Raw genomic sequence first — 12,696 nt, 5'->3', positions numbered from 1 at the left:
GTCACGATCGATTCGAACGACCTAATAATGCTATGAATCTCAAGTCCTCCGCGTTCAAAGTCTCCATGGTGGCCACGACGTGTCTGCTGACGGCGTGCTCGTCCATCAATGGCGAGGGTATCGACTACCGCAGCGCGCAGCGCGGCACGTCGCTGGCCGTGCCACCCGATCTGACGCAGTTGACGCCCGACTCCCGCTACGTCGTACCCGGCGGAGCGGTGTCGGCCAATGCGTTGCTGGCCAGCCAGATTCGCCAGGGCGAGGGCGATCGTGTCGCTACCGACAGTGTGGCGGACGTGACCTTGCATCGCGATGGTGACCTGCGTTGGCTGAGCGTGGCCCGCACCCCCGATGTATTGTGGGATCCGGTTCGCCAGTTCTGGCTGGACAACGGTTTCACGTTGACGATGGATCAGCCCGCGCTGGGTATCATGGAAACCGACTGGGCGGAAAACCGTGCCAAGCTGCCACAGGATTTCATCCGCAACACCCTTGGCCGGGTGCTGGACTCGCTGTATTCCACCGGCGAGCGTGACAAGTTCCGCACCCGTATGGAGCGCCGTGCCGATGGCGGCACCGATATCTACATTACCCATCGCGGGATGATCGAGGAGGTGACCGATCGCCAGAGTGGTTCCACGACCTGGGTGCCGCGCGACTCGGATCCGGAGCTGGAGACGGAATTCCTGCGCCGCCTGCTGGTGCAGTTGGGCGTGTCGGAGGAGCAGTCGCAGGCAATCGTGGCCGGTCAGCAGACCTCGGCAGCACCTGCGGCCAGTGTGGCGCAGCCGACCTCGCGTGTGGTTGACCTGGCGGGCGTGCCGGCACTGGAGTTGCCTGATGCCTTTGACAGGGCATGGCGGCGGGTGGGTACCGCACTGGATCGCAGCGGCTTCACCGTGGAAGACCGCGATCGCTCGCAGGGCGTGTACTTTGTGCGCTACATCTCGCCAGAAGCCGAGCGCGAGCAGCCAGGATTTTTTGGGCGTGTGCTGGGGCGTGCCTCGTCGGCGCCGCCACCGGTGCGCTACCGCATCGTCGTGCAGAGCCAGGGCGATCTGTCGCACGTGACCGTGCAGAATGAGGCTGGGCAGCCAGCACCGGCATCGGAGGCGCAGACCATCATCCGCCTGCTGCACGAAGACACGCTTTGAGGTGCACACGCTCGTGCAGCAGTCCGAGGCCGATACCGTATTGCGTTTTCGCAGTCTCGCCAGCGGCAGCTCCGCCAATGCGACGCTGGTAGAAGGCCATCGTGGCAGCGGTGACGCTAGGTGCTTCAGAGCACTGATCGACTGCGGACTGAATCTGCGGCAGTTGCGCGAGCGGCTGGCCTGTGACGGTCTTGCCCCGGAGGACCTGCATGCCATTTTCGTCACCCACGAACATTCCGACCATGTCGGAGCGTGCTTCGAGCTCGCCGCCAAATGGCATATCCCACTCTGGACCAGTTATGGCACCTGGTTGGCAGCCGGTGCACCGCAGGCCTGCAGCAACGAGCTGCACATCGTGCGTGATGGCCAGGCGTTTGCATGGGGTGCGATGCAGGTCGTGCCGTTTACGGTTCCGCATGATGCGCGCGAGCCGCTGCAGCTGCGCATCACACAAGGCGGCTGCAGCCTTGCGCTGCTGACCGATCTGGGACATGTCACCGGCCACGTGCGCGCTCACGTCAGTGACTGTCAGGCCGTGCTGCTGGAGTTTAATCACGAGCCACACATGCTGGCAGCTTCCCGTTATCCGGCGTTTCTAAAGCGCCGCATTGCGGGTCGGCAAGGGCATCTGTCCAACGAGGCAGCGGCCGAGTTGCTTGGACAGATGGCGGGTGAAAATCTGCGGCATGTTGTCGCAGGCCATTTGAGCCGTCAGAACAATCGTCCCGATCTGGCGGCGGAATGGATTGCCGAGGTCATTGGTCATGCGCCCATCGGCGTGCACATTGCCAGTCAGGATGAAGGCTGTGCATGGGTGCAACTGAGCGGGTCTGCCGAACCTGCGATGCAGCATGCGTGCGCTATAGTTGCCGAATCGACCCAGGCTGCGGCTTAGAACCTGTTCAAACCCTTTTTGTGCCTTTGGAGAAGGCAAGAGAGCCGACGAGGCCTGCCGAGTGGCATCGCATACGGTCCGTCTGACTTGTTCCCTGCGTTGCTGGACAACGATTGAAGCAAAACGGTGCCCGCATCTGTATGCGGTGTTCTGTGCGATGGTGGTGTTCGCTGCGCACGGGCTGCTTATGGTGCGCATTGTTCGGTGACTGTTCCTGCCGGTACGCGGTGCGTACGGAGCGGGCCACATGAGGCCTACTGTGCAATGACAGCGCCTGCCGGAGCAGGTGCGAACAACCTCTGCTGGCAATTCTTTCATGCGCAGGGCGGTCAGGCCACCAAGCATCGCCGAGACGGAATGATTTGGCACCGCGGACAACGCCTGCTATTGCGCTTTCTCCACGCAGGGGAGTCGCCGCGCTGCCAGCAGCGCGGCGCGGCGATGCGCATATCCGCCGGGTGGTGTTCGGCCTAATTTGTGCCTTGCACCGAATCCTCCGGCGGAGCAACGCAATGCATGAAAAGATCGGTAAACAGGCCTTAAGAAGCCATGGCCACTACCGATAGTGCCTTAGTTACCCGCAGCGGGCGGGTTTGCGGTGGAGCTGGCTGCGCTTTCTCCTGCCGCAGGCTGCTCTGCAGCGTGGTTGGTGGCAGCTTGCGCGGCCGCATTGGCCTTTTTCAGTGCTTCTTCTGCTGATTCGCGGGCATCCTCAGCAGCCTTCCCTGCTTCATTGAAGCCTTCGCGCGTTGCCGCAGCGGCATCGTTTGCAAGTTCAGCAGCGCCTTCGGCGGCGTCCTTGGCTGCCTCTGAAGTGCTTGCGGCGGCAGCGCCAGCGGCCTCGCGGGCACTCTGCGCTGCCTCGCCTGCGGCTTCGGAGGCATCTTCCAGCGCACGCTCAGCGGCATTCGGCTCGGTGGTGGCAGGTGCCGGAGCCGGTGCTGGCGTGGCGGGCGCAGGAGGTTCGGAGCGATCGCATGCGGCGAGCAGACCAGAGACCAGCAGGGCCGAGGCAATGTAATGCAGTTTCATGCTATTCCTTTCACGCTTCAGGTTGAATGGGATCAGAGAATTGGCTGAAAAACGCCGGGGCAAGCCCCGGTGGCTTTCCAAAGCTCCCATCTCTAACGCCTCTGCTGCGCAAGCGTTGACAGGACGATGCACTGTCGCTGGGTCAACCACGCATTGAAGGCAGGGGCGTTGCTATCCAAGCCCGCCCGCATCTTGGTGATGCAAATTCCTACCGGACAGCCAACCCGACTTGCGGTTGGCACGTTGCCTCTGCGTTTTTTGGTGGACAACGCAACGTATGCACTGATCGTCAACCAAAGAACAATCCGCTAGGCATTGCCCTACGTCATTCCAGCTTGCCTGCGGGCCATATTGGAAGCGCATGCTGCGAGGATGGTCTGCCAGCAGCACGTTGCGCTGCCCCCTTGCACTCTGCTGATGCAATGGCGCGCAGGCAGGTCTTGGCAGCGGAGGCCGGGCGGCCTTCTCCGCCGGATTGTTGCTACTGGCCTCAGCGCACGAGGATCCAGCCCTGTTCATGCCACTCCTGCAGTGTCTGCTGAGCCTGTGCCGACAGGCGCCGGATGTCGCGCGCACGCAGGCTTCGCTGGTCGGCAAGCTGGCGCAGCAGACGCGCATCCCTGCCACCCATGCGGTAGCTTTCGCCGTTGATGTAGAAGAAGCGATCGTCGTAGAGCATGCGTGTTCTTCGGCTTGGCATCACCTGGCGGGCATCATCGTGCAGGTGTTCCCACAGATCGCCGCCTTCGTCCTCATCGCCAAAGACGACATCCGGCTTGGGTTCACTGAGGTATTCCCCCAGCAACTGCTCGATCGCGTGCGGACGGCGCAGGCGCTGTTCGATGGCCTCGCGCGCAAATGCCTGCAGTGCTTGCGGAATGGCCGCCGATTGCTGTGTGGCGGATTGACCGGTATCCTTGTAAAGGCTGGCGGCATGCGGGGAGCGCTGTGCGAGTGCTCCATCGGTGTCCTCCGTCCAGTCCGGTTCTGCCAGACGTTCGAGCAGGGTGCTTGCGAGCTCTTCGCGCGCGGGAGCGCGAAAGCCGATGGAGCAGGTCATGCAGTCGTTGCCTTCGGCGATGCCATCGTGGGCATAGCGCGGCGGCAAATACAGCATGTCGCCAGGCTCCAGTACCCACTCGTACTCGGGCTCGAAGTGCTGCAGAATGCGTAGCGGCACATCCGGTTGCAGGCTCAGGTCCCGCTGGCGGCCGATGCGCCAGCGCCGTTTGCCGTGCGCCTGCAGCAGAAAGACATCATAGCTGTCAAAGTGCGGGCCCACGCCGCCGCGGTCGCTGGCGTAGCTGATCATCAGATCATCCAGTCGTGCCTGTGGAATGAAGGCGAAGCGCTGCAGCAGGGCATGTGCGGCATCGTCCGCTAGGTCAACGCCTTGCACCAGCAGCGTCCAGCCCGGTTGCTTCAGAGCAGGCAGCTGCCTGCGCTTGAAGGGACCGTGTTCGAGCGTCCAGCCATGCGTGTGCTGGCGGATAAGCCGCGTCTGTACGTCCTCCTGCGCCGCCAACGTGAACAGTGTCTGCGCGCGGACGGGGGCGGCCTGCGCCGCGGGCAGGGCCTGGCGCACCAGCAGTGGCTTGCGCTGCCAGTGCTTGCGCATGAACTGTGCGGGGCTAAGGCCGCCCAGCAGTTGCAGCGGTGAGTTGATATCAATCATTGTCAATCGGAAGTGTGCACGGTTGACCAGGGGCAAACCTGCGACAATCCGCGCTATGGAAGTGATGAAGAAAACCGTGGTGGCCCTGACCTGGACCATGAAGGACAGCCTGGGCGAACTGCTCGATCAGCTGGACGAGCCGATTGAATTCTATGTGGGCGGCGACGATCTGCTGCCGAGCATCGAACAAGCCTTGTTGGGCAAGCGTGCTGGAGATGGCGTGCAGCTGTACCTGGAGCCGGAGCACGGCTTTGGTGACTATGACGAACAACTGGTGTTTCTTGAATCGCGCGCACTGTTCCAGCAAGGCCTGGAAGAGGGCATGGTGATTGAGAGCAGCGCCTTGCCCAAGGGCGCGCGCAGCCAGATCGGGCGCGACCTGTTGCTGACAGTGACGGAGATCTATCCGGAGCATGTCGTGCTGGACGGCAATCACCCGCTGGCGGGCATTGCGCTGCAGCTGGACATGAAGATTCGCAAGGTCCGTCCGAGCACGCCCGAGGAGCAGCGTCGCAGGTCAGCCGGGGTGGGCTTTTTCCGCACGATTCCTGAAGGCCCGGCTGGGCCGACAACCGTGCACTGAGTCTAGCCGCCAATCTGCAAAAGGCGACCTTTGGTCGCCTTTTGCATGGAGCACGTGCTTCGATTGCCGGGGGAAAGGCCGCGAACGCGGCACTATGCTCAGTTCACCGGAGCGATTTCACCATTGCGTACCTGCACGCGACTATTGATCTGCAGGTTGCCCGGATGCGGGACGTCATAGACGCGGTACTGGCCATTGTCCACGCGGATGGTGATGCGATAGCCCTGCGCATAGCCTTGCTGGCCACCCGTGTTCATCCGGCCTTCAATGGTGTTGCCGGCCAACGCGCCGCCGACGGAACCAGCAATGGTTGCAGCCGTGCGCCCGGAGCCGCCGCCGACCTGATTGCCAAGCAGCCCCCCGACGACAGCGCCAAGCAAAATGCCGGCTCCACTGGAGCCACTGTCGAGCTGCTGTAGGGGCTGGATATCGGTGACGTAGCCGTACTCGGTCACATTGGCCGGAGCGCGGGTGGGCTGCACTGCGACCTGACCACTGCGTTGATCCGGATAGAGCGGGGTGCTCTGGCATCCGGCGAGCATCAGCGCGAGGGCGGTGCTGCCAGCGAGAACGGTGGTGCGGATGATGGTCATGAGACTCTCCTTATGGTCAGAATGGCGCTGAGGCGCCGGTGCGATCGGGATGTTCACAGCGCTGATGCGTCGCACTTGGCAGGCCCGAGCGGTCGTTGCGCATGGTAGTACCGGCGGGGTGCACTTGCGTGCACGCGGTGTAAATCTGCGTAAAGCAACCGCGCAACGACGACGGCGCCACTGCCGTAGCGCATTGGCGCATTATCTGCGCTGTGCCCGCATCGATTGCAGGACAAGAACGCAAGTTCGGGCCTGTGGTTGACGTGTTCGCACCGTCGGGACGTGGCAAGAAGCCGCTGAACAGGTTTTTACCGGGTGCCTGTCGAGCCGTATCCACCCGTGCCCCGCGCGGAGGCCTCGAATTGCTCGACGATGTTAAAGCGCGCCTGAACGACAGGAACGATGACCAGCTGGGCAATGCGCTCAAGCGGTTCGATCACGATGGTGTCGTGGCCCCGGTTCCAGGCACTGACCATCAGCTCACCCTGGTAATCGCTGTCGATCAGGCCAACCAGATTGCCCAGTACCAGTCCTTTCTTGTGCCCCAGGCCGGAGCGGGGCAGCACCAGCGCAGCGTAGCCCGGGTCGCGCAGGTAGATCGCAATGCCTGTGCCGACAAGTGTGGCCGGCGCGCCGGGTGCGAGCGTGAGCGGCTCCTGAAGGCTGGCGCGCAGGTCCAGGCCGGCGCTGCCTGGCGTGGCGTAGCTTGGCAGGTCATCGTTCAGGCGCGTGTCGAGGATGCGAATATCAATGTACATGAGATGTGTCGGTGGGGAGGGCAAGCGATGGCGCTGGCATGCAGCAGCCCCCGCTTTGCAGAATATGAATGCGAGATGCAGCTTCATTGGCCAGTGCGCTATCCCCCGCAATAGTGGCTTGCCGCTGTTGAAGCAGCAGCCAGGCCAGCAGGGGACGACGCCAACCCTCGTGGGAGGCGGTCTCCACGGCCAGCGCAATCAACGCAGGATCTGGCGCACCGCTGCGGCGCATCAGTACCGCTACACCTAGCAGGCGCGAGAGTGGCTCGTCGATGGCGCGCAGCGCTTGCAGGGCGGCGTCTGAGGTCTCGACGATAGTCGCGACTTGGCGCTGCGCAGGCGGCAGCAGCGCCCGCTCGGCTGTATCGAGCATGGCGCCGCCGAGATAGCGATGGTAGGCCTGCAGCTGCGGCGTCACGCCATCCTGCGGCAGCGTCAGATAGGCCGAGCACGGCTGCCAGTCCAGGCTGGCGATCTGCAGTGCGCACTGGCGCAATTCCAGCCTGGCAAGCTCGACCACCGAGGCTGTGCGTGATACCTCCTCGCGCGCCTGTTGCAAACTTTGCTGCGCGATGCGCTCCTGTCCGTCCAGATAGGCTGCCTCGCTCAATGCCATGGCCGATGCCGTGCGGGTCTGCCATTGCGGCGTTGCGGGCTTGCTGGCGCAGCCGCCCACGACCAGGAGCATCAGGGCAATGCACACTAGCAGAACGGCGCCAGTGGCCTGCTTGCTGGCTTCAAACAGGCCGGTCAGGAAGGGAGCGTGAACGCGCATGGTCACGGCAGTGTCAGGCGGTGATCTTGGGTGAAGGGCCAAGTGTTTTGCAGCTGGTCCATGATGGTGTCGAGCTGGCGCAGATTACGCTCTACCGTAGTGCGCAGCTGTGCGAGATCTTGCGTGGATTCACTCACATTGCCACTGATTGTCTTCGCATCGCGCAGGATTGCATCGACCTGCTGCAGGCTCTGGCGCGTATCGTGCAACAGCTGCGTGAGCGCACGCAAGGAGGCCTGTGCGTCGCCCATCAGTCCGCTCTGGCTGAACACCTGATGGTCGGCATTGCGCGCAAGGGTGTTGAGCGTGCGCAGCAAGGTATCCGTCCTACGCAGGGCGGACTGGACCGCGGCCAGTTCGGGGCCTTCGCCAAGCAGCAGCCTGAGTGCGCCACCGTCGGTTGCGGCCTCGCCGAGGCGGCTGCCCAACGCATTGAGCTGCTGCAGCGACTGAGCCAGATCCGAGCTGCCCGAGGTCAAATCTGTGAGGTTGTTGAGCAGGCTGCGCGCCGATGCCATCAGCTGCGGGATCTCTGCGGACGCGTCGCCGAACAGCACGACGCGTTCGGCACCGTCGGGCAGCGGCGGGTCATCCCATTCGCTGGTGTAGGCCTTCAGGCTGGTGGCACCGAGGATATTGCGCACCATGGTGAAAATGCTGGACTCGCGCAGCCGGTGCGCCTGCCTAGCGAGCAGGTCAACGTGAATGCGCACGGAGCCATCGTCTGCCAGCTCGATGCGCCGTACGCTCCCGATGGGAAAGCCCGAGAAGGTCAGATCCATGCCGATGGCGATGCCTTCGGAGTCTTCGGCAATCAGCACCAGTTCCTGCTTGTCCTCAAAGGCACCACGTGCGTAGAACACATACAGCACCGCACCAATGGTCAATACGACCGTCAGCAGCATCAGCGCCATGGCCTTGACGTGCAGCAGGCGCGACGGCGGCAGGTCGCCAATGCCCAGCGAGGAAGAGGCTGCCGCCGCACGCTCCGCTGCAGCGCTGTGATCGGCAGGTTCTTGACGCATGGATCGGATAGAGGAGAAAGCCACATGCCTGCAAAGCAGGGCGCACGTGGCTGGCCGTGTCAGTAGTAGTTCGCGACCAAGGATAACACTTCCATTAACGTCAGCAGCGTCAACACTCGCGCCAGCGTCGCCAGTTCAGAGTCGCGTCGCAGCCCGTACCGAGGATGGATGAACGCTGTCGTCAGCGGTGCAAGCGCGATGACGTAGCTGAATGCGATGGCCTTGGCCAGCAGCACGGAGGCGAAAAACGGTGTCATGGTCTGCCCGAAGGCGTGTGTGAACACCGTGATGCCGGCTGTCGTGTAACCGTATATGCCGACGTAAATCATGGCTAGCACGGCAGCGCCTGCAAGCACGCAGAACATGATGGCGCCATACAGGCCCATCAGCAGGCGCGGCAGCACCTCGACCTGCAACGCATCCACGTTGGCGCGCGCAAGCCGAGAGAAATGGTGCTCGCGACGCAATGCCGCAAGCTCGTTGCCCAGGGGAATGGTCAGCCGGATCGTAACGGTAATGGCCGCAGCAAATGGCACGATCTCTGCCAGCAAGATGCGTATCAGCAAGCTGGGCGCCCAATGCGCCAGGCTGAACCCAGCCAGCGCCTGCAGCACAATTTGCGTCAGCACCGCGCCGACGATGGCGGCGATGAGGACAAATGCGAGCAGCGACCACCGCAGGCGCACATACACGTGGGACGCAACGGCCAGCCATGTGCGCGGCAGGTGGCTGTGCGGCGAGCATGCCAGGATGAGCAATGCACATCCTAGGTACAGCATGTTCCACCACAGCAACCACCACTCGTGCACGTGGTGATACCAGGTCAGCGCCGTGCGCAGCGCAGCCGGCGGTGCCTCCGGCGCGGGGAGGGCGGGCGGGCGGGCGCTCATTCAGGCGTCTTCCATGCCGTGAGCGCTGCCTGTTGCGGGATCAACCATGGCGTCGCGGCGCGGACGGATCCGGATCAAAGCTCGCGCCGGGCGGCAGCGGCGCGCTGGCAGATACCAGCAAGCTGGACAGGCGTGAGGCGCCGCTGCGCGGCGCGCCAGTGCCGCGTTCGGCACCATAAGCAGGCGCACCGCCATTGCTGCCAGCTGCCCGATTGCTGGCGCTGCGCGCACCGGCACGCAGGTAACGATTGCGCGACTCGCCTTTGGGCAGATAGCGCGCCAGCTCCGTCAATGCGGATTCGTAGACACCGCGCTTGAACTCGACCACCACCTCAAGTGGCACCCAGTAGTCATTCCAGCGCCAGGCATCGAACTCGGGGTGATCGGTAGCGCGCAGATTCAAATCCCAGTCATTGCCCAGCAGCTGCAGCAAGTACCAAATCTGCTTTTGCCCACGGTAATGACCGCGCGCATCCCGGCGGATGAAGCGGTCCGGCACCTCATAGCGCAACCAGTCGCGGGTACGGGCAACGATGCGAACATGATGCGGTTGCAGGCCGACTTCCTCATGCAGCTCGCGGTACATGGCCTGCTCGGGCTTTTCGCCGCGATCAATACCGCCTTGCGGGAACTGCCAGCTGTGTGACCTGATCCGCTTGCCCCAGAAAACCTGATTGCGCTGGTTGAGCAATATGATGCCGACATTGGGCCTGAAACCTTCCCTGTCAAGCATAATTGCACCCTTATTTCAAACTGCCCCTATTATGCCGCCAACCGCCGGTTGGGCCAATGGGCGCTTTCCCTGGAAATTCCCCGAAACCCTTGTTCTGGCGCGCACTTGCGTGCCATTGGTGCTGCCATGAAAGCCTCGCAATTCTTTATCTCGACTTACAAGGAAGCTCCCGCCGACGCCGAAGTCGTCAGCCACAAGCTGATGATGCGTGCCGGGCTGATCCGCCGCGTCAGTGCGGGCATCTATACCTACATGCCGATGGGACTGCGCGTGCTGCACAAGGTCGAGGCGATCATCCGTGAGGAGATGAACCGCGCTGGCGCCATCGAGCTGACCATGCCGATGATTCAGCCTGCCGAGTTCTGGCAGGAGACAGGCCGTTTTGCCGGCATGGGCCCGGAGCTGTTGCGCCTGCAGGACCGGCATGGGCGCGACTTCGTCGTGCAGCCCACCAGCGAGGAGGTCGTCACCGACATCGCACGCAGCGAACTGCGCAGTTATAAGCAGTTGCCGGTCAACTTCTACCAGATCCAGACCAAGTTCCGTGATGAGCGTCGCCCGCGCTTTGGCCTGATGCGCGGGCGCGAGTTCATCATGAAGGATGCCTACAGCTTCGACAAGGATGTTGCGGGCGCCCAGGCGAGCTACCAGACGATGCGCCAGGCCTACCGCGCGATCTTCGATCGTTTCGGCCTGCGATACCGTGCGGTGGCCGCTGACAGCGGAGCCATCGGGGGGGATCTGAGCGAGGAATTCCAGGTCATTGCCGCCACGGGCGAGGACGCCATCATCTACTGTCCGGACAGCGACTATGCGGCCAACATTGAGAAGGCCGAGGCCCTTGCGCCGCGAGCACCACGGCCTGCACCGACGCAGCCGCTTGTCAAGACGCCGACGCCAGGGAAAAGCACCTGTGAGGACGTAGCCCAGCTGCTGCAAGTGCCCTTGACCTCCACCGTGAAATCCATCGTGCTGGCCACCGAGGAGCTTGATGCGCAGGGCGTGGTGGTGGCCACCCAGCTGTGGCTGCTGCTGCTGCGCGGCGATCACGCGATGAACGAAGTCAAGGTCGGCAAGCTGCCCGGCATGGAAAATGGCTTTCGCTTTGCCAGCGAAGGCGAGATCGTGGCGGCCTTTGGCAGCAAGCCCGGATATTTGGGCCCGATTGGCGTGCGTGCGGATGTCAAGGTCGTGGCTGATCGCGAAGTGGCGGTCATGGCGGACTTCATCTGCGGGGCTAACGCCGAGGACTTTCACTACACTGGCGTCAACTGGGGCCGCGATCTGCCGGAGCCCGCGCTGGTGGCTGACATCCGCAATGTCGTCGCAGGCGACCTCTCGCCGGACGGCAAGGGCGTGCTGGCCATCGAGCGCGGCATTGAGCTTGGCCACGTTTTCTATCTCGGCACCAAGTACAGCAAGGCAATGAACGCCACCTTCCTGGACGAGAACGGCAAGCCGACCTGGTTCGAGATGGGATGCTATGGCATCGGCGTCACACGCCTTCCTGCCGCTGCCATTGAGCAAAATCATGATGAACGCGGCATCATCTGGCCCGATGCAATTGCGCCATTTACGCTGGTAATTTGCCCGATCGGGCTTGATCGCAGCGATGCGGTGCGTGCCAAGGCCATGCAATTGCACGACGAGCTGGCCGCCAAGGGGGTCGACGTCATCCTGGATGACCGTGGCGAACGCCCGGGCGCCATGTTTGCCGACTGGGAGCTCATCGGCGTGCCGCATCGCGTGGTGATTTCCGAGCGTGGCCTCAAGGAAGGGCAGGTGGAGTACCAGCATCGCAGGCAGACCGAGCCCACCAAGGTGGCGGTCGACCAGCTGGTCAGCTACCTGGCCGAGCAGAATGTCTATGGGCTTGTTCCGTGATCGGCTGAATCACAGTCGCCGGCGCGCACTTCTGGCTGGCTTGGCTGCGTTGGGCGCTGCCGGACTCGGTACGGCGGCACATGCCCAGCAGCTGGAGGAGCCGCTGGCCGACGCCGTGCGGCTGGCGCTGCAATCGGCCATTGCCAATGCGCAGCCTCCAGAACCGGTCTTTACGGATACCGCCTCGCGCATGGCCTATCTGCGTTGGCTGATGGCTACCAGTCACAAGCTGGCACGGCGCATTCCCAACCTGCAGGAGCGGCGTGAGTTTCTGCAAACCGTCTGGTACGAGAGCCGCCGTGCCGGTCTGGATACGGCACTGGTGTTGGGGTTGATTCAGGTTGAAAGCGGTTTCAGGCGGCACGCGATCTCTTCAGCGGGCGCGCGTGGCTACATGCAGGTCATGCCATTTTGGACGCGCGTCATCGGCGATGGCGATCCGGCCAAGCTGTTCCACATGCAGACCAACCTGCGCTATGGCAACGTCATCCTGCGCCACTACCTGGACATCGAAAAGGGGGATCTTTTCATGGCGCTGGGCCGCTATAACGGCAGCCGTGGCCGGGCAACCTATCCGAACGCGGTTTTCGCTGCGCGGCGGCATTGGGTGTATGAAGACCCTGGACCGCCTGAAGCCGAAGTGGCAAGCGACGCGACGGCCTGAAATGGCCTGCCGCTAGGCGCAGCGCCGCTGCTGCG

At 63.1% G+C, this 12,696-nt stretch carries 13 protein-coding genes; 5 read left to right on the top strand and 8 right to left on the bottom strand.

Features of this window, described 5'->3' with window-relative positions:
- Positions 1 to 32: 32 nt before the first annotated feature.
- Both bamC and AAV94_RS02575 read left to right on the top strand, forming a co-directional pair.
- A complete protein-coding gene (gene bamC / locus AAV94_RS02580; RefSeq protein ID WP_046740767.1) occupies positions 33 to 1,154 on the top strand; it encodes an outer membrane protein assembly factor BamC in 1,122 nt (373 codons plus the stop codon).
- 13 nt (positions 1,155 to 1,167) lie between these two features.
- Positions 1,168 to 2,049 carry an MBL fold metallo-hydrolase gene (locus tag AAV94_RS02575; RefSeq protein WP_231731191.1) on the top strand — a complete coding sequence of 294 codons (882 nt, stop codon included), beginning with the start codon at positions 1,168 to 1,170 and terminating at the stop codon, positions 2,047 to 2,049.
- A gap of 570 nt (positions 2,050 to 2,619) precedes the next feature.
- Here AAV94_RS02575 and AAV94_RS02570 read toward each other — a convergent pair.
- Complete coding sequence (locus AAV94_RS02570) at positions 2,620 to 3,081, bottom strand: hypothetical protein (protein ID WP_046740766.1); 462 nt, start codon at positions 3,079 to 3,081, stop codon at positions 2,620 to 2,622.
- A 490-nt stretch (positions 3,082 to 3,571) separates the two neighbouring features.
- Entirely contained in the window at positions 3,572 to 4,753 is a 1,182-nt protein-coding gene (locus AAV94_RS02565; RefSeq protein ID WP_046740844.1) for a cupin domain-containing protein, read from the bottom strand.
- A 58-nt stretch (positions 4,754 to 4,811) separates the two neighbouring features.
- Between AAV94_RS02565 and AAV94_RS02560 the strand changes: the two genes are divergently transcribed.
- On the top strand, positions 4,812 to 5,339 hold the full coding sequence (locus AAV94_RS02560) for an FKBP-type peptidyl-prolyl cis-trans isomerase (protein ID WP_046740765.1): 528 nt from the start codon (positions 4,812 to 4,814) through the stop codon (positions 5,337 to 5,339).
- 98 nt (positions 5,340 to 5,437) lie between these two features.
- Here AAV94_RS02560 and AAV94_RS02555 read toward each other — a convergent pair whose 3' ends face one another.
- From AAV94_RS02555 to AAV94_RS02530, 6 genes are all read right to left on the bottom strand, one after another.
- Entirely contained in the window at positions 5,438 to 5,932 is a 495-nt protein-coding gene (locus tag AAV94_RS02555) for an outer membrane lipoprotein (protein ID WP_046740764.1), read from the bottom strand.
- A gap of 308 nt (positions 5,933 to 6,240) precedes the next feature.
- Positions 6,241 to 6,690 (bottom strand): dUTP diphosphatase, encoded by a 450-nt coding sequence (gene dut / locus AAV94_RS02550; RefSeq protein WP_046740763.1) that lies wholly within the window; start codon positions 6,688 to 6,690, stop codon positions 6,241 to 6,243.
- A complete protein-coding gene (locus AAV94_RS02545) occupies positions 6,680 to 7,465 on the bottom strand; it encodes a hypothetical protein (RefSeq protein ID WP_052754877.1) in 786 nt (261 codons plus the stop codon). The genes dut and AAV94_RS02545 overlap by 11 nt, the downstream gene beginning before the upstream one ends.
- A 2-nt stretch (positions 7,466 to 7,467) precedes the next feature.
- Positions 7,468 to 8,490, bottom strand: coding sequence for an MlaD family protein (locus AAV94_RS02540; protein ID WP_084824692.1), 1,023 nt, complete (start codon positions 8,488 to 8,490; stop codon positions 7,468 to 7,470).
- A 59-nt stretch (positions 8,491 to 8,549) separates the two neighbouring features.
- Complete coding sequence (locus tag AAV94_RS02535; RefSeq protein WP_046740762.1) at positions 8,550 to 9,380, bottom strand: ABC transporter permease; 831 nt, start codon at positions 9,378 to 9,380, stop codon at positions 8,550 to 8,552.
- Positions 9,381 to 9,420: 40 nt separating this feature from the next.
- Entirely contained in the window at positions 9,421 to 10,113 is a 693-nt protein-coding gene (locus tag AAV94_RS02530) for an RNA pyrophosphohydrolase (protein ID WP_046740761.1), read from the bottom strand.
- 126 nt (positions 10,114 to 10,239) lie between these two features.
- Between AAV94_RS02530 and AAV94_RS02525 the strand changes: the two genes are divergently transcribed.
- Both AAV94_RS02525 and AAV94_RS02520 read left to right on the top strand, forming a co-directional pair.
- A complete protein-coding gene (locus AAV94_RS02525) occupies positions 10,240 to 11,997 on the top strand; it encodes a proline--tRNA ligase (RefSeq protein ID WP_046740760.1) in 1,758 nt (585 codons plus the stop codon).
- A complete protein-coding gene (locus AAV94_RS02520; protein ID WP_156167933.1) occupies positions 11,981 to 12,661 on the top strand; it encodes a lytic transglycosylase domain-containing protein in 681 nt (226 codons plus the stop codon). Before AAV94_RS02525 ends, AAV94_RS02520 begins: the two co-directional genes overlap by 17 nt.
- The last annotated feature ends 35 nt before the right edge of the window (positions 12,662 to 12,696 follow it).

The organism is Lampropedia cohaerens (genome assembly GCF_001005215.1).
GTDB lineage: Bacteria > Pseudomonadota > Gammaproteobacteria > Burkholderiales > Burkholderiaceae_C > Lampropedia > Lampropedia cohaerens.
This window is presented reverse-complemented; position numbering and strand designations above follow the sequence as displayed.